Origin of the sequence: Clostridium chromiireducens (assembly GCF_003575225.1) — a bacterium.
Classification (GTDB): Bacteria; Bacillota; Clostridia; order Clostridiales; family Clostridiaceae; genus Clostridium; species Clostridium chromiireducens.
Genome location: NZ_QXDJ01000001.1, coordinates 736,995 through 755,096 on the forward strand (window position 1 = coordinate 736,995; position 18,102 = coordinate 755,096).

The 18,102-nt window shown below is 30.4% G+C and carries 14 protein-coding genes; 1 reads left to right on the top strand and 13 read right to left on the bottom strand.

Annotated elements, in window-relative coordinates; translation table 11 throughout:
• Window positions 1-159 precede the first annotated feature (159 nt).
• Window positions 160-852 carry a PHP domain-containing protein gene (locus D2A34_RS03065; RefSeq protein WP_079441592.1) on the top strand — a complete coding sequence of 231 codons (693 nt, stop codon included), beginning with the start codon at window positions 160-162 and terminating at the stop codon, window positions 850-852.
• A gap of 134 nt (window positions 853-986) precedes the next feature.
• Here D2A34_RS03065 and D2A34_RS03070 read toward each other — a convergent pair whose 3' ends face one another.
• From D2A34_RS03070 to D2A34_RS03130, 13 genes are all read right to left on the bottom strand, one after another.
• Window positions 987-1,259: a hypothetical protein gene (locus D2A34_RS03070; protein WP_079442478.1), complete on the bottom strand. Its 273-nt coding sequence runs from the start codon at window positions 1,257-1,259 to the stop codon at window positions 987-989.
• Between the two features lie 178 nt (window positions 1,260-1,437).
• Window positions 1,438-2,034, bottom strand: a complete 597-nt coding sequence (locus tag D2A34_RS03075; RefSeq protein ID WP_079442477.1) for an HD-GYP domain-containing protein — start codon at window positions 2,032-2,034, stop codon at window positions 1,438-1,440.
• Window positions 2,035-2,214: 180 nt separating this feature from the next.
• On the bottom strand, window positions 2,215-2,826 hold the full coding sequence (locus D2A34_RS03080; protein WP_079442476.1) for an HD-GYP domain-containing protein: 612 nt from the start codon (window positions 2,824-2,826) through the stop codon (window positions 2,215-2,217).
• A gap of 351 nt (window positions 2,827-3,177) precedes the next feature.
• Window positions 3,178-4,056, bottom strand: coding sequence for an IS3 family transposase (locus D2A34_RS03085; protein WP_119365406.1), 879 nt, complete (start codon window positions 4,054-4,056; stop codon window positions 3,178-3,180).
• Window positions 4,057-4,076: 20 nt separating this feature from the next.
• On the bottom strand, window positions 4,077-4,754 hold the full coding sequence (locus D2A34_RS03090) for a helix-turn-helix domain-containing protein (protein ID WP_119365407.1): 678 nt from the start codon (window positions 4,752-4,754) through the stop codon (window positions 4,077-4,079).
• Between the two features lie 84 nt (window positions 4,755-4,838).
• On the bottom strand, window positions 4,839-7,589 hold the full coding sequence (locus D2A34_RS03095) for a calcium-translocating P-type ATPase, PMCA-type (protein ID WP_079442418.1): 2,751 nt from the start codon (window positions 7,587-7,589) through the stop codon (window positions 4,839-4,841).
• 698 nt (window positions 7,590-8,287) lie between these two features.
• A complete protein-coding gene (locus D2A34_RS03100) occupies window positions 8,288-9,298 on the bottom strand; it encodes a glycoside hydrolase family 43 protein (RefSeq protein ID WP_079442419.1) in 1,011 nt (336 codons plus the stop codon).
• Window positions 9,299-9,741: 443 nt separating this feature from the next.
• Window positions 9,742-11,505: a DNA helicase RecQ gene (recQ, locus tag D2A34_RS03105; RefSeq protein WP_119365682.1), complete on the bottom strand. Its 1,764-nt coding sequence runs from the start codon at window positions 11,503-11,505 to the stop codon at window positions 9,742-9,744.
• 155 nt (window positions 11,506-11,660) lie between these two features.
• Window positions 11,661-13,739, bottom strand: coding sequence for an N-acetylmuramoyl-L-alanine amidase (locus tag D2A34_RS03110; protein WP_119365683.1), 2,079 nt, complete (start codon window positions 13,737-13,739; stop codon window positions 11,661-11,663).
• A 448-nt stretch (window positions 13,740-14,187) separates the two neighbouring features.
• Window positions 14,188-15,390 (bottom strand): NAD(P)-dependent oxidoreductase, encoded by a 1,203-nt coding sequence (locus tag D2A34_RS03115; protein ID WP_182629300.1) that lies wholly within the window; start codon window positions 15,388-15,390, stop codon window positions 14,188-14,190.
• 458 nt (window positions 15,391-15,848) lie between these two features.
• Window positions 15,849-16,787 carry an AEC family transporter gene (locus tag D2A34_RS03120; RefSeq protein WP_119365955.1) on the bottom strand — a complete coding sequence of 313 codons (939 nt, stop codon included), beginning with the start codon at window positions 16,785-16,787 and terminating at the stop codon, window positions 15,849-15,851.
• Window positions 16,788-16,840: 53 nt separating this feature from the next.
• Window positions 16,841-17,356, bottom strand: coding sequence for a hypothetical protein (locus D2A34_RS03125; protein WP_079439336.1), 516 nt, complete (start codon window positions 17,354-17,356; stop codon window positions 16,841-16,843).
• A 79-nt stretch (window positions 17,357-17,435) separates the two neighbouring features.
• A complete protein-coding gene (locus D2A34_RS03130) occupies window positions 17,436-18,098 on the bottom strand; it encodes a TetR/AcrR family transcriptional regulator (RefSeq protein WP_243128218.1) in 663 nt (220 codons plus the stop codon).
• Window positions 18,099-18,102: the final 4 nt, after the last annotated feature.

Genomic DNA, 18,102 nt, shown 5'->3' on the forward strand with positions numbered 1-18,102 from the left:
ATTTCCCTCATTTACTATCCTATATTAGCCTCCCCCTATCTCAAAAAAACCGAACTGTTTTTTATTTCTATAATAAATTAGATCTACTAAATATATAGTTTAACAATTAATATAAAAATCCATATACTGAAGGGTAGATAATATTGAATAGGAGTTATAATGTATAAAAAAGGTGATTTTCATATCCACTCCACTTTCTCAGATGGAGGACATAATCCTAAAGAAATAGTAATGTTATCTAAAAAAAGGAATGTGGATATTATTGCGTTGACCGATCATAATAATACTGATGGTATAGACGAAGCTATTTCATCTGGAAAACAACTTGGAATAAAAGTCATTCCTGGAGTAGAACTTTCTACTAGATATAATGACTCTCGAGTACATGTTTTAGGATATTTTAAGGATGATAGTTATAAAAATGAACTTCTCATAGAGATATTAAGAAATGTTAAGAGGCACAAAATCTCATCTATCAAACGCTTATTAGGAAAATCTATAAATTTTGAATCTAAAAAGGATGTGTTATCTGTGGAAACTGGAATTGAAATTTTAAAGTTTTTTGGAGCTACGGTCATATTAGCACATCCTGTCCTTTTAACTAAAAATCATTTTCAAGAAATAGTAAAATTAAATTTTGATGGTTTAGAAGCAAAATATTTCAGTAATACAGATGAAGATACAGAATACTTCTTAGAAGTGGCTAGAAATAGAAATTGGATTTACACGGCTGGTTCAGACTTTCATAGTTGCAGCGAACCTTTCAGAGCTCACGGAATGATAGGTGATATATTTCTAAACGAACAAGAAATATTAAATTTCTTGGTTCAAGGGAACTTATTACATGTATAAAGATTATTTCTCAAGTTATGATACTAAAATTAGATATATATTTACGTGATAATAAATATTATAAGTCCCTGTAAAACCTAATTATCTTTGTTACTATCTTGTAAATATATATCTAATAATATAAGATAACCAAGTTATTTAATTAAACTTTGATCTTCCTCTTTGTCTTTTTTCTTTTTTGATATCATTTGGGCTACTAGATATACCGATGCCGTAGCACACAATACACATGCAACAGTCGGTACTGCTACAATAATTCCAGCCGCCCAAATCCCCTTACCTGTACATTTTATATTAACATTTTTATCATTTGACCTAATTTTCACATTTATGCAGTCATTATTTTTGCTTGGCTTATTGATTTTAATAAATGAACCATTTATTATTTCTTTTTTAAATTCAATCATATAATTCCCTCATCCTCTCTCTTAATATTTAAATAAAGTATTTTGATTATATAAATACACACTTCAAAATTTTAACATTTAATAATTTGATTATAACTTAAAAATCTATTATATTAAATAAATTAATATAAAAAAAATTGTAACTATACTATAGATAAATCTATATATAGCTACAATTCTAATTATAATGCTTCGTTACTATACTATCCCAATTTTCGAGTATACATTCCGCTATCTTAGCGTCATACATTATTCCTTTGTTTTTTCTTATTTCTTCTATGCATATTTCATCATTAATCGATTTTCGATAAGGCCTATCGCTTTTCATTGCATCTATGGAGTCGCAAATTAATAATATTCTTGATGCAAAAGGTATCTCTTCTTCCTTTAATCCCTCTGGATATCCCTTTCCATCCCATCTTTCATGATGATATAAAACTATTTTAGATATAATTTCAAAAGCGTTTGTCTTGCTTAAAATATCATATCCAATATCAGAATGTTTTTTCATCATTTCCCATTCATCGGATTCTAACCTATCTGGTTTATTTAAAACATTATCTGGAATTCCTATCTTTCCTATATCATGCAAGTCGCCTGCAATATGAATTATGTTTAAATCTCTTTCTTTTACTCCCAAAACTTTTCCAAGATTATACGCCATATCTCCTACTCTAGTAGAATGACCATATGTATAAAGATCCTTTGCTTCCAATTTAGCAAACATGCTATTTATAATTTCCCTACGTATATCATTATTTTTTTCTTCAAGCATCTCTTTTCACCCTCTAATTGACTTATTTTGTGTTTCTTATTTCATATATTACCATAATCTCAATACTGTTTAAACAACTATTAATTAAAATTAAACTGATTTTAATATCTTACTTGTATTAAATATATAAGTATTTAAATTTATCATTTTAACTAATCACTGACTTAACGTTTTTTTAATTTAATATTGAACATCCATTGGATAATGTACTACTACTATCCTATCCCAATTCTCAATAATACAATCAACTATATTAGGGTCATACATTATTCCACTATTTTTAATAATTTCGCCACGGCAATCTCTATCACTTATTAATTTTCTATAAGGTCTATCGCTTCTCATTGCATCTATGGAATCACAAACAGATATTATTCTAGAACACATTGGTATCTCTTCTTTTTTTAACCCAGCAGGATAACCTTCTCCATTCCACTTTTCATGATGATGTAACACTATTTGAGATATATCCTCCAAACTTTTTACCTTACTTAAGATATTATACCCAATTTCAGGATGTTTCTTCATAAGTTCCCACTCTTCTAAATCAAGTTTTCCAGTTTTATTTAAAACATTATCAGGAACTCCAATTTTTCCGATATCATGTAAATGTCCTGATATATGTAATATTTCCAATTTTTCATATTTTATTCCTAGGAATTCTCCTAACTTATGAGCCATATTTCCGACCCTAGTTGAATGACCTGCTGTATAAATATCTTTTGCATCAAGTGCAGCAGTCATACTTTCTATTATGTCATGATAAATATCCCTATTAAATATATTACTCATCTTTTACCCCTCCACGAAATAATGTTTTTAAAAACTGTTTTCACTTTTAATTTTAGCTAGAATTAGTTCTAACTTCTAGTTCTTATTACTTATTTATATTAAAATTACCTAATTAAACTTGCACTGAAAATCATTATCAATTATATTATATCTTATTTATTCTATTAATCAACATGGCTTTTATATTAGCCTATTACTTTTTTCTTAGAAAACTCCTGACTTCAATAATAAAGGTGTTCTTTTATGCATCATCACATAAAAAGAACACCTCTACTGAACTGCTTCCCGTCAAGTAGACAATTAAAAAAATAAAAAAATTTTCTGCCAGTGGGTCTAACCTGCTGGCAGTTTTTATGCTGCATGTAAATATATTTCATGCTTTTCCATCGGTGTTAATACACCAAGATTTCTCTGCAAGCGTATATTGTTGTAATAATCGATATATTCTTCAATCATCTTTACTAAAGACATCTTATCTGTAAATTGTTTTCCGTAGTATCGCTCTCTCTTGATAATTCCCCAAAAACCTTCCATCGGTCCGTTATCAATACATTTTCCAACTCTTGACATACTTTGTGTCATTCCTGCATCTGTAAGCTTTTGATGAAATACACGGTTGGTATATTGAAAACCCCTGTCACTATGAAAAAGGGGATGAGCCTTCGGTTCTTTCGCAATAGCATCATCTATAGTATCAAATACCAATGAGTTATTGTTAGTATCTCGAATAACATAAGATACGATTCGGCGATCATAAAGATCCAAAATAGCACTTAAGTAAACTTTACGCTTCTCACCATGAACATAATACTTGAATTCTGTTACATCAGTAAGCCATTTTTCATTCGGAGCGGAAGCACTGAATTCTCGATTTAAAAGGTTCTCCGCAATATATTGAGGATTCTTAGCCTGTCTAGTACAACCGTTATTCTTATATTTTATGGTAGATTGAATATCTAGTTTACGACAAATACGCAATACACGCTTATCATTCACTTTGATATCATGATAGCGTTCTAGGTCATCTCGAATTCGTCGATACCCTTTGTCTGGACTCTTCTCGTGAATCTTTTCAATCTTGTCAGCAATGAGCCTATTTTCACTTTCATTCAAGGTAACATCTCTTTTTAGCCACTTATAGTAACCAGCTCTTGAAACCCGACCAAGTTTGCATAAGGCTTGCACAGGATAATTATATTTTGCATTTTCTTCTTTGATTGCCTGATAAATATATTCATGGCGAACTCGGCTTAGCCCCGCCTCCTTTCTATCTCCTCGAGTTTTTTTAAGAAGGAAACCTCCATTTCAGCTCGTTCCTTTTCAGCACGTAAAATCTTGTTCTCTGCTCGCAATTTTTCCAATTCATTCATCTCAGCTTCGGGTTTACACTTCCCGCGCCTGTCTTGAAGGCCATCTATTCCAACCTTTTCATATTTCACAGTATAGCCTCTAGCCTGTTGATATGAAATCTGGTATTTTTCTGATGTTTCTTTATAATTATGTTCATGTGCAATGCAGTATTGTACAATTTCAACTCGTTCTTCAAATGTGGTTTTTCTTCCTTTGATCATGATCGTTTTCCCTCCTGCTCCATAAGCTTTCAGCTTCTCATGACCATTATACTTCAAAACCCATTTAGATATAGTATCATTTGATGGAATTTTGTATTTTACGGCTAATTCTTGCAATGAACCTTCTCCACAAATATAAGCATTAACAACCTTATGTTTAAAGGCTGAGCTATAGCATGCATTATGTCCAGTTCGGATAAATGCGCTTTCTCCGAAAGTCCGATATTTAGCAATCCACTTTCTAAAAGGTGCGCTGGTCACCCCATATTTCTTTGCAATAGAATCATAGCTACCTTTTCCATCTAAATGTTCTTTTACTGCCTGAAGTTTTTCTTTAGGTAAGATATTTCTAGACATAAAATTACTCCCTTCTAAGTAAAACAGTTTTATTATTTCAACTGTCTACCTAGAAGGGAGCATATCATACTTTTACGATCTTTATTATTTATTTATTAGTCTCAACACAAATTTTACAATTTCATTTATTATTATTATTATAAAAGCTAATCCCAATACCTTCCCCCACATTAGTGGTGATAATGCTACTGAGTTGAAAAAAGTAGTAAACATTTGTGTAAATAATATTTGTGCTAAACCTGTTATTATTATCACCTTTATTGCTATTGTATTTTTAAAGAAATTAGGCAACATGCTATCTATACCAAATTCTCTGCAATTAAAAGCGTTAAATAATGCACTGAACGCAAACAATCCGAATAGGACAGTTTCCATTTCACTAGCTGTTCCTACTTTTTCTGTTGAAGCTCCTAAAATATTGAATTTCATTTGTAAAAGCAGAATTAAAGTTATGTATATAGCATTTAAAATTATGGATGTTATCATAGTTTTTGTAATTATACTTGAGTTTCTGTCCACTGGTTTTTTATTAAATACATTATTCCTAATTGGTTCTAAACCTAAAACTAATGCTGGAGGCCCATCCATAATTATGTTAATCCATAATAACTGAATTGTAGTAAACGGCATTTCAAAATTCAATATTTGAGATATTATTGCAACTAAAAATGCGACTATATTTACTGTAATTTGGAACTGTATAAACCTTTGGAAATTTTGATATACTCCTCTACCCCATTTAATTCCATGAATAATCGTAGTAAAATTATCATCTGTTAATATTATATCAGCAGCATTTTTAGAAACTTCTGACCCCGATATTCCCATTGCAATTCCCACATCAGCTTTAGTCAATGCAGGTGCATCATTTATTCCATCACCGGTTACTCCAACTACTTCTCCATTCCTTTGAAGGGCCTCAACTATTCTCATCTTTGTTTCTGGCTTACTTCTAGCAACAATAGCTATATCTTTTATTTCCTTTTTCAATTGGTCATCGCTTAATCCATCAATATACGTTGCTTCTACTGCTTTCTTTCCATTCTTCAACATTCCTAGTTCGTCACCTATTGCAATTGCAGTATTAATATTATCTCCGGTCAGCATCTTCGTTTCAATTCCAGCTATTTTAGCTGTATTGATAGCCTTAGCCACATCCGGTCTTAATGGATCCCTTATAGCAACAAATCCACTAAACACAAAACTATTATCACTATTTAATGAATTTGATCCTAAGATACTCACTTCACTTGTAATTGCCACTTCCGCTTCTATTTCATCAATTATTCTAAATCCAAACCCAAGAATTCTCATAGACTTAGCTTGCAGTTTTTGTATTTCTTTCATTATTTCCTTTTTTCTACTCTCTTCTAAAGGAATAAATTTTTCATTTATAACTTCACTGGCAGCATTAGATAAAAGAATCTCTGGAGCCCCCTTTACCAGCACTACATTCATACCTTTAATTTTCATAATAGTTGCCATAAACTTATTCTTAGAGTTAAAAGGTATTTGATGGATGACTTCACTCTCTTTTCTTTCTTGTTTATAATCATATTCTTCCAAATAGGAAAGCAAAGCACATTCTGTTGAATTACCTAGATAGGTCCACTTATCTTCTTCAAAACTTATGTGAGCTGTTGAATTTACAAGACAATTCTTTATAAAATAGTCATCTATGTCTTGCTTGTCATCAAAGAATTTTCCATTTAAGTATAGATTCTCAACAGTCATTCTATTTTGTGTTAGAGTTCCAGTTTTATCTGAACAAATTACGCTTACAGAGCCGATAGTTTCACAGGCTTCCTTTTTGGTTACCAAAGCATTGATTTTGGCCATCTTCTGCATTGTAATTGCTAACGTCATATTAATCATAGTTGGCAAACCTTCTGGTACAGCCGCCACTATTAATGCAATACAAACAACAAACGCCGTTTTAATAGGATCTATAGAATTTAAGAACGAAATTATTCCTGATGTATTTATGTCTAATTCATTGGAAAAAACCATTTTCATTACCATGAAAATGAACAGTAAACCTGCTATAACACTGGATATTTTAGTAATTGTTTTACCTAGGTCTCCTAATTTTCTTTGAAGAGGGGTTTCTTCTTCCTCAACTTGAAGTGTTTGGGCTATTTTTCCCATTTCTGTATCATCACCAATACCTGTTACGACCATTACAGCTTTACCATAAGCAATTAATGTTCCTCCAAATCCCATATTAATTTGTTTTGCTGGGATTGGCTCTTGAACCATTTTGCCTTCACTAATCTGTATTTCTTCTAAGTTAACTATGATTTCAGCATCCTTTTTAACATCATCAGATTCACCTGTTAGCATGTCTTCTCTAACTTTTAAATCTGTTGTTTCTATAAATCTTCCATCAGCTGGTATCATATCTCCTGTTTCTAGATAAACAACGTCTCCCGGAACTAAATCACTTTTACTAACTTGAGTTACAGTACCATTTCTTAGAACTTTTACAACGATATCTTCTGTCATCTTAGCTAAGGCTTCAGCTGCTTTTTTAGACTTTCCCTCTGTAATTATTCCAATTGTTATCCCAATTGCTACTGCACATACAATCCCAATAGCATCATAGTATTCTCCAATAATTGCACTAACCAAAGCGGCAATTAAAAGTATAAGCATCATTGGCTCTAACAAAGCATTCTTTATATTAACAAAGATACTTTCCTCTTTTTTATGTGTAAACTCATTTTTTCCATACTTTTCAGTTCTCTCTTTAATTGTTGAATCTTTTAAGCCATCATCTAAATTAACATCTAATTTTTTTAGAACTGACTCTATATCCTCATTGAAATATTTCATTAACTGTATACTCCTTTTACTTATCACATAAATTCTTTAAATAAAAACTAAAAATTATTCATGCATTTTAGCATAAAATATAGTCAATATTAAGTTAACTTAAGTATTGACTACCACTTTACATGTTTATTATAAACCATTTTGAATACAACAGTAACTATTTTATCACATTTTTTATTTTATTTATACTAACTTTAAAGGTATTTCTAAGAACTTAAAGTGAGGCAATCAACAAACGAAATAGAATACATATATGTATTCTATTTCTTTGTTTTGCTACAACTTTAAGTATTTCACAGATATCCGCCTAAAAATTACATGTATATTGTATTAAGTATCCTGAATATCCCTTCACTAAAAGTATTGCTAACTAGAGAAATATAAAAATATTTGCTTAAGTATGATATGTTTTAAAGTTACACTAAACAAAGAAATGGAATAAATGTTTTTGCGGAGTGTTCATTAGAAGATTTCGCTGGCTGTGATTCTTATACCATAAGTTGTTCCAAATATGCTTGTTCAGAACTTGTTTTGAGGGAAGCATTTTGGGTACAACTTGTGGTATTAGAATCACCCAGCAAAATCTTCAAGGAACCGAAGCAAACACATTTATTCCATTTCGTTTTTTAGAAATAAACTTAAATTAATCTCTTACTGCAAGTATTTTTATATTTCAGTGATACACAGTACCTTTATATTTATACTAGACTCATTTCTCTGCAAGTTATCTTTTGAAGTTCTGAAATATTTTCATCTTTTGATGGAACTCCAAAGTTTGGTGTTCCATCTTCATTCCACTTAATCACTTCAACTCTTGCATGTCTATTAGGATCATACAATGGATCACCTACAATTTCAGTGTAGTTTCTAGCATGATATACTATAATATCTTCAGTCCCATCTTCTGAAACTGTAAAACAATTATGGCCTGGCCCATATTGACCATTTTCCCAAGCTGTTTTAAATACTGGTTCTTGGTTCTTTGCCCAAGAGGAAGCATCTAGTAGATTGCTGTTTTCATATGCCGTAAGCATTCCCATACAATAATTTTCATCAGTTGCACTTGCAGAATAAGTTAAAAATATCTTCCCACTTTTCTTTAATATAGCCGGACCTTCATTAACCCAAAATCTTGCTATTTCCCACTCTAATTCTGGTCTTGACAAAAGTACAGGTTTTGTCTTTAATGTCCATGGATTTTCCATTTCAGCAATATACAAATTAGAATGTGACTTGGGTTCTACTTCTGCTTCTTCTTGCGCCCATACATAATATAGCTTGTCTTTATGTTCAAATGTTGTTGCATCAAGAGAAAAAGTTTCCCAACCAGTCTTAACCTGTCCCTTTTCTACCCAATTATAAGTAAATGGGTCAGCATTATCATTTTCAATTACATACATACGATGATTAAATGTAATTCCAGTAACTTCTCCATTTCCTGCAGCTGCAAAGTATATATACCACTTACCTTTAATAAAATGAATTTCTGGCGCCCATATTAAATGACTCATTTCACCTTCGTTATGTTTAGTCCAAGCTGTAAAAACTTCTGCATCTCCTAAGCCTTGTAAAGTTTTTGATCTTCTTATTTCAATGCGATCATATTCTGGAACTGATGCCGTGAAATAATAATATCCATCAGTATGTTTATGTACAAATGGATCTGCTCTTTGAATAACTATTGGATTTATATAACCTTTTTCTGCCATAAAAAAACTCCTTATCTAAAAATAATATAAATAATAATTCCTTATATATTTTAGTAATTCATAAACAAAATCATGTATGCTTAATTTAACAAAATTCTTTAATCTAATAAAACCCACAAATTTTTTCATTATTTCCTTATATACACCTATGTTTTATGATTAAATTATATACTGATCGTATATTTTTATCAATATTTTATTTTAATATAAATTAAAATTATTTATATTATATTAAAATTAATACAAATTTCACAAAATATTAGCGTAATTTATTTTTTATTAAATTAAAAATAACAAGTTGTTGTATTGTTATTTCTCTTATTAAATATAACTAAATAGTGTGATGTAGTTAATTAAGTAGACATGGTTTTAGAACACAATATCGATATTGTTTAAAGATAAAATAAAAAGGAAGTTAAACATTTTACTGCTTAACTTCCTTTTCACCATTTTTTTATTATGCTTAATAATTCTTTTCCATAAGCTTCGATCTTTTTAGTTCCAACTCCTCTGATTTCTAATAATTCATCTAAAGTTTTTGGCTTGCTATTGGAGATAGAAATTAAACTTGTATCAGAGAATATTATATATGGTTTTATTCTTTCTTTATATGCCTTGTCTTTTCTCCATGATTTTAGTGCTTCAAATAGCTCTTTATTTAAAATATCCTCTCTGCTATCTAATATTTTAAATAATACTGTTTCTTTACTTTTCAGTACTCTCATTGACCTAGCATTTAGCTTTAACATTGAATAAGTACCTTCTTTTAAGTCAACATATCCTTCATTTAATAAGCTTTTGATTAAATCTTTTATGAAGTTATTCCCATATTCTTTCATTAGTCCGTAAGTTGTTATCTTATCTAGATTATTTTGTATTATCTTTGGCCCCTTAAATCCCTTTAGAATATCCACAAGAACTGATACACCATATTGCTCCTTTGTTCTAAAAACTGTAGATAATATCATCTGGCTTTCCTTAGTAAAATCTTTTAATTCATCGTCATTCAAACAATTACTGCAATTATTGCAATAGCTCAATCTCCTGTCATTTCCAAAATAATTTAATATATATTTTCTATAACACTCTTTTAAGTTGCAATAATCAATCATGAGTTGAAATTTCCTAAGTTGAATTTCTCTTCTACTCATCGTTGAACTCTTGTTAATTATATATTCGACCCTACTTATATCAGATTCACTATAAAATAAATAACAATCGCACTTTTCTCCATCTCTGCCACCTCTACCTATTTCTTGGTAATAAGATTCTATATTTTGAGGAAAAGTAAAATGAATAATAAACCTAATATTAGACTTATCTATTCCCATGCCAAAAGCATTAGTTGCAATTATTATATCTAAATTTTCGTATAAAAATTCTTCCTGGAATTTTTCCTTTTCATCGTCTTTAAGTCCACCATGATATTTTCCAACGTTATATCCTAAATCTTTTAAATGGTAATGTAAATAATCCACTTCTTTTCGTGATGCACAGTAGACTATTCCTGACTGCCCTTCATTTTCCCTTATTATATCCTTAAGAGTTTCAAGCTTATCCACTTCCTTGAGTATATTAATATTTAAATTGTCTCTATTAATATCTCCTCTATATACATATGGATTTTCTAAGCCTAAAAGCTTTATAGAATCTTCTCTAACCTCACTTGTAGCTGTTGCAGTAAATGCTGATATCACCGGCTTGTTCTTTAGACTTTTATAAAAACTTGAAATTTCTAAATAACTTTGCCTAAAATCATGACCCCACTGTGATACACAATGTGCCTCATCAATTGCAATTTGACATATATGAAGATCCTTAATCATATCTTTAAATATTCTAGACTCAAGTCGCTCGGGTGAAATATAAATTATCTTATATTCCCCTAAAGAGGCTTCCATTAATATATTTTTAATTGTATCCATATTTTGAGTACTGTTAATGTATGCTGCCTTAATTCCAACTCCAAGTAGATTGTCCACTTGATCTTTCATAAGAGATATTAGAGGTGATATTACTATGGTTACACCTTGCATAATTATAGCCGGTACTTGATAACAAATAGATTTTCCGGCACCTGTTGGCATAAGGCAAAATGTATCTAAGCCACTTAAAATACTATTTATAATCTCAAATTGACCTCTTCTTAAAGTATCAAAACCATAATATTTTTTTAAAACATAAAATATCTTCTGTTTATTATCCATACTAAAATACCTTTCTTTTATGTAATAACAAAATTACTATAAGTTCGTTTCTAATATATAGTATATACCACAAGTTTGAAATCTTAAACACAAAACAGCGGTTTAATTCTTAAAATATAAGAACTAACCACTGTTTTATTGATTTAAACTATTTTTTATGAAAGGTTACTTTCTATAGCTTCTGCGATAGCTTCTGCCACCTTTTGTTGTTCATCAGAAGATGCACATCTTTTTGCTTCCTCTTCATTTGTTATAAATCCTGTTTCAACTAAAACAGCTGGCATATTAGTATTTCTAAGTACAAACAAAGTTCCAACTGCAGAGCTTTCATCACTTTTAGCTCCTCTATTATTTGTATCAATCTTTTCAGCAATACTGTCATTTATTGCCTTAGCCATTTTTTTAGATTTCTCTAATCTCTCATAATCTATGCCTCCACCATATTCGGTATCTTTAGATTTCACACTATAATAAGTTTCAACCCCTTTTACTGTTGGTATACCATCTACTGCATTATGATGTATGCTGATAAAGAAACTTGAATTTGACTTATTCGCAACCTCTACTCTGTGAGCAAGGCTATTATTTATCGAACCATAATCAGGTTTCTCTCCTTTTTCCCTTGTCATTACGACATTATATCCTCTCTTTTTAAGTTCATTTTTTAACTTAACTGCCACCTGAATATCTAAATCTGATTCACTATATGTTATTCCGTCTATTGTAGTTACAGTTCCACCATCACTATGAGTACCATAATCGTGCCCTGCATCTACTGTTATTGTTATTTTGTCATCTGACGAATTATTATTTGTTGAACCATTAGATTTTGGATCATATTTATCATTTTGATTAGACGAGGTTTGCCTCTTCCCGTCAGCTCCGATCTTATAGCCTTCTATTGTGGTACTAGTAAGCATTTTTCCAGTTGATATATCAAGATAGTATGTATCCTTTCCAGATGTTATCCATCCAGTTGCCATAATTCCGCTTTCCTTAAAATAATACCATGCGCTATCAAGATTAACCCAACCTCTAGCCATAGCTCCTGTATCATACAAATAATACTTATTACCACTATCATTTATCCAGCCAGTAGCCATACTTCCATCTAAGCTAAAATAATATGAATGTCCATTGATACTTTTCCATCCCTTTTCCATATTACCATTATTATTGAATGAATATATTCTGTTGTCTATTACTTCAAGACCAGTAACCATACTTCCATCACCTTGAAGGAAATAACAATCATTATTTGTTCTTAGCCATCCCTTAGTAATTGCTCCTGAGTCATTTAGATAATACCATGTTCCATTATCATTTATCCAACCTGTAGCCATTGAACCATTATCCTTTAAATAATACCAATTATTATCAGGTTTTATCCATCCAGTAGCCTTTGTATTATCTGATCTATAATAATACCATTCTCCATTTTGATTCTTCCAACCAATGTTTGACATAATATTTACTGTATTATTGTCAGCACTATTTACTTCAATAGCTTTAATTGCATTCAATGCACTTGGTTTAACTTCAGGCACTCCTGGGTTTGCATTGGATGTGTTACTTGAACTTGTCTTTCCTGAATTATTAGCTACAGAATTTTGTGTTGTTGCATCAATTGCACTTTTTATACCAGAATATGAAAGTAAATCATTATATAACTGATTTACCTCTTCACCATAGGTTGGACTTGGTGCCCAGTTTCCACCTAATGAGTTTACTGTTTCAGCTTTACCTTTAATAGTTATAAATTGCCTTTCATCATAAGAATTACTTGTTGGGTATCCGCTAACTCCTGCATATAATGCTAGATGATCTAAATGTGCTTTTACACCTTCATCCCAGCTATTAAATTTTTTATGAGCACTCTTATCAGTATCTGAACCTCCAGTTGCTATCTTTAGCCCGCAAGGGTTATGAAAGCTTTCATCTAATACTCCACCAAATTTACCATAGCATGTCTCTTTCGCTGCTTGCACATAAGCAATTGCAGGGTTAATCCCTCCATGGCTAGAGTAATATTTAAAATAAAGATCTGCTAAATCAACAAATTGTTCTGTTGATCCCTTAGACTTTGCCCACTCTTTAGCTTGCTTTGCAGTGACTTGACTATCTGATACTATTCTTATGTCATCAGTTGCTGCTTGTACACCTAAAGTTGTAAATAAACTCAATACTATTACTATAGAAAAAATAAAGGTAGTAAGCTTCTTTTTAATATACATAATAACTATCCCTTCCTTCCATTCTATATTTTAGCAATATTTGTTTATAATTACAATTTAATGATTATGCAAACAATATTAATTTTTCCTTAAATTTTCATATGTATAAGTCCATTTAGCTATATAAATGTATTGCGAAGAACTTAAAGTGAGGCAATAAGCAAACGAAAGAGAATGCATATATGTTCCTCAGGACTGTGAAAAATTTCGCTGAACATATCTAAACAGAAAGTTGCGCCCACTTCTGCATGTTCCTGTGACAAGCACAGGACAAGCGAAAGTGGAACAACTTTCTGTTAAGATATGTAGCAGCTTATTTTTCAATGCCTGCTCCACATATATGTATTCTCTTTCTTTGTATTGATGACACTTTAAGTATTTCATGGATAACCTAATTAAATATTATCAAAGGTATTTCTGGTTCTTCTCAATACCTTATTGTAGTAAACTATGAATTTTGTGACTCACAATACTCTTCCATAGCATCAGCAACTATCTTAGCATATGCTACTGCTTCAACCACAGTCTTAGCTCCTGTAACTACATCTCCAGAACTAAATACTCCTGCTCTTGTAGTATTGCCTCTTTCATCGGCAATGATAAGTCCTGAGTTATTAGTTTCAAGTTTTGTTGTATTAGAAACTATATTTGTTTTAGGTGTTTGACTTATTGCAACAATAGTAGAATCGCACTCAAAAAATTCTTCAACACCCTCACTCTGCTCTTCTTTATTAATTAATTTCACTCCATTTTCTATTATTTCAATTGGAGACCTAAACAACTTAAACTTAATTCCGTCTTCCCTAGCTTCTTCGATTTCTTTATTGGTAGCACTCATCTTTTCAAAGTCACCTCTATAGATAATTGTAACTTCTTCACAACCATTTCTTTTTGCTGTTCTAGCTGCGTCCATGGCAACATTTCCTGCACCTATTACTGCAACTCTTTTGCCTAACCTATACACGCCTGGCGATTTAAGATAATCTATAGCGAAATGGGCATTTCCTAAGGTCTCCCCTTTGATATTTAAAGTTTTAGGGTTCCATACTCCTGTTCCAATAAATATTGACTTATAGCCTTCTTCGAATAATCTATCAATACTAACAACAGGTCCTATTAAAGTATTAGGTCTAATCATTACTCCTAGTTCTATAAGCTTGTCTTCCAACTTATCTATTAAATACTTAGGTAATCTATATTCAGGAATTCCATACCTTAATACTCCTCCAATTTTTTCATTGGAATCAAAAATTGTTATTTTAAAACCTCTTTTAGCTAATAAAAAAGCAATTGTTATTCCCGCTGGTCCACCACCTATAATAGCAATTCTATCTTTATTCTTTGGTAAATTCTCAAATTTTATTGAATCCAAGTATGCTTCTGATACTTCTTTTTCAATCTCATAAAATTTTACAGGTTCTTGCTTTATCCCTCTTATGCAATTTCCTGCGCATTGATTTTCGTGAGGACAAACTATTGAACATACAACTGAAAGAGGATTATTATTAAATAATATTTCCCCTGCTTCTTTAAGTTTTCCATCTTTATAGAGTGCTATAATTTCTGGAATTGGAGTACTAATAGGACAATTCGCCTTGCACTTTGAATTTTTGCATAAAAAGCATTTATTTGCTTCATCTAATAAAAACATATTATTCATCCTCCATAACATAAATTCTTGCTCATAAAACACCTTATATTTAACAATAAAGTATTGATATTAATAATATTTTTCACTATAGCTTTTTAAATATTCTTTTAACCTTAAATATTCAAACTCCCATCATTGTTAACGTGAACAATATCGTATTCAAGTAACCTTTCATATTTCTATGACCTTCAAATATTAAATCTAATAATAACTGTATACCACATATCTAACGATGCTTACTTCATATTAAATCACATAATAATTTAATGTCAAGTATATTTCTCTTGGAAACATTGAGTCGGATTTCTATCCTTTTCATAATTTTAAACTTTTATATAAAAACATTTTATATGTATTTTCTATAATAACTGTGGCAAATAAAAAAACACCATAAAGTAATATTTACCACATCATTATTTTATGTAAAATCGGAACTATAATTAAATTCTGAAACTAAATTATATGTAGCCACATTCTTTTATTAGAAATATCCATAAAAACATGGTGAGCATTGAAAATGCAGATGTAAATACGATGAGCTGCCCAGCTAATTCACCATCCCCTCCCATTTCTTCAGCCATTATAAATGCTGATGTAGCCGTTGGCGCCGAAACTAAAACCATTATATTAGCTAGTTCTACGTTTCTAAAACCTAATCCTATTGCAATAGGTAAAAATATACCTGGGATTAAAATTAATCTTCCTATAGCGCCGATTAGTAATTGTCTTGTATATTTCTTAATTTTATTTAATCTAAACGATGCACCTAAAATGATAAGTGCTAGCGGAGTTGCTACTTTAGAAAGATCATCAATTGTTTTTTCCAGTACTTGTGGTAATTTGATTCCTATAACCATTGCAATTATCCCCGCGAAACATCCTAGTATAAGAGGATTAGTTATTATACTCACGATAATCTTTCTAATATTTATATCTCCACCTCTAAAAATTTCTAAAACAACTACTGCTAAAAAATTAAATAGTGGAATTATTACTGCAATTAATAATGCTGCAACACCAGAACTTTCCTCTCCAAATAAAGATATAGTAATTGGTAATGCGAATAGAATAAAATTACTTCTAAATATTGTTTGAATTATAACTCCTCGTTTCCTATTATCTTTCTCGATTAACGGAATAATGATGCATAGAGAAACGCAACTTATTAATACAATACTAATTGCAAAAATCATCAGCCTAGAATTAAATGTTCCTTTAAAGCTTGTACTATACACGTTATTGAATAATAATATGGGGAAAAATGTTTTGAATGTAACATTATTCATTTTCTTTACAGTATCACCATGAAAATGTCCAATTTTCCTTATAAAATATCCTAATATTATATTAATAAATAAAGGCATTATTACATTAAAAGATATTATCAAATTATTCATAAACATTTACCATTCCGTTTCCATCCTTGAGTACTTATAGTCCAATAAGTTTTCTATACATATGTAAAAAAATATTTGTGATTTAACATATTTAATAAATTATATATCTTTTTCCCTAAAATTATCATAATAAAATAATTTCCTATTCCATGAATTAAGTCAAATTGAAGTCCTGCTGTCCAATATGCCACCCCAGAATTCACTCCACTAAAAATCACATAAGGAATAGCAAAAAATAATCCAAATGATAATCCAAAAATTCCCGAATAAATAGCTAGCGCTAAATATTTTTCCATAAAGAAATTTATAAAAGTAAAAGTTATTACACTAAGAAGTGGCCATATTATTGCATAGCCCAACCACCAAAGCCCAAACCCATAAATGACTCCCATAATGGCTACATAAGTATAAACAATATAAAGAGTTCTTTTCCTATATATTAATGAAAATACTATAATGAATAGACTTACAACTTCGATATTAGGAAGAAAACTTAGCGCAAACTGAGACGCTGCAATAAATCCTCCTAATATTCCAAATAATATAAGTTCCTTAACATTAATCTTCATTTTTACCATCCAGTCATAAAATAAATTATAATAATTCCTTTAATAAGAATAAGTTATATTAAGCTTCGTTTAATAATTATTATTTAGATTCGCCGCTTTTATAAATTCCAAATTTCAAAATATCTAGATACTTATTAAAGTCTTCCATAATCTCATCGTAATTATTCATAACCTCATCCATTGAGACATCCTTATACCTCTGTATGTATTTGCTAGAAAGCCCATCCATACACATCATCATTAACTCTATAGCTTTCTGTGAATCAATTCCTTCTTTAAAGTTTGTTGTATCTACCTTCTCAAAAAACTCTGGTAAGTATTTAGAAGTATAATTATTATGTCTCACTGTAAGCTCTTCCTTTAAATCTTTAGGCATATTAGTAATAGCTGAAAATACTAATTTATTCATAAGAGGTTCATCTTGAATTACTTTCATCTTTTTTATGCTCACTCTCATGAATCTTTCAAATATATCCTCCGCTTCAATATCATCTAGTAAATAATACTTGTCAATCAAAGTATTTATACAATAATCAAAGAGATATAAAAATAGATTCTTCTTGCTCCCAAAATAATGAAATAGTATTCCCTTGGAAATATCAGCTTTTTTCACAATGGAATTTGTAGATGCTTTATCATATCCATTCACTGCAAATTCTTCAATGGCAGAATCTAATATTCTTTTTTTCTTATCTTCTGGTAAATTTTCAAACTTATCTATCACAACTCTAATGTTCCTCACTTTC

What these genes read in the sequence shown, in the direction of transcription:
- D2A34_RS03120 (WP_119365955.1), bottom strand. Translation starts at nt 16,787, where the DNA reads ATGAATAATTTGATAATATCTTTTAATGTAATAATGCCTTTATTTATT.
- D2A34_RS03100 (WP_079442419.1), bottom strand. Translation starts at nt 9,298, where the DNA reads ATGGCAGAAAAAGGTTATATAAATCCAATAGTTATTCAAAGAGCAGAT.
- D2A34_RS03095 (WP_079442418.1), bottom strand. Translation starts at nt 7,589, where the DNA reads ATGAAATATTTCAATGAGGATATAGAGTCAGTTCTAAAAAAATTAGAT.
- D2A34_RS03125 (WP_079439336.1), bottom strand. Translation starts at nt 17,356, where the DNA reads ATGAAGATTAATGTTAAGGAACTTATATTATTTGGAATATTAGGAGGA.
- D2A34_RS03090 (WP_119365407.1), bottom strand. Translation starts at nt 4,754, where the DNA reads ATGTCTAGAAATATCTTACCTAAAGAAAAACTTCAGGCAGTAAAAGAA.
- D2A34_RS03115 (WP_182629300.1), bottom strand. Translation starts at nt 15,390, where the DNA reads ATGTTTTTATTAGATGAAGCAAATAAATGCTTTTTATGCAAAAATTCA.
- D2A34_RS03070 (WP_079442478.1), bottom strand. Translation starts at nt 1,259, where the DNA reads ATGATTGAATTTAAAAAAGAAATAATAAATGGTTCATTTATTAAAATC.
- D2A34_RS03110 (WP_119365683.1), bottom strand. Translation starts at nt 13,739, where the DNA reads ATGTATATTAAAAAGAAGCTTACTACCTTTATTTTTTCTATAGTAATA.
- D2A34_RS03075 (WP_079442477.1), bottom strand. Translation starts at nt 2,034, where the DNA reads ATGCTTGAAGAAAAAAATAATGATATACGTAGGGAAATTATAAATAGC.
- D2A34_RS03065 (WP_079441592.1), top strand. Translation starts at nt 160, where the DNA reads ATGTATAAAAAAGGTGATTTTCATATCCACTCCACTTTCTCAGATGGA.
- recQ (WP_119365682.1), bottom strand. Translation starts at nt 11,505, where the DNA reads ATGGATAATAAACAGAAGATATTTTATGTTTTAAAAAAATATTATGGT.
- D2A34_RS03080 (WP_079442476.1), bottom strand. Translation starts at nt 2,826, where the DNA reads ATGAGTAATATATTTAATAGGGATATTTATCATGACATAATAGAAAGT.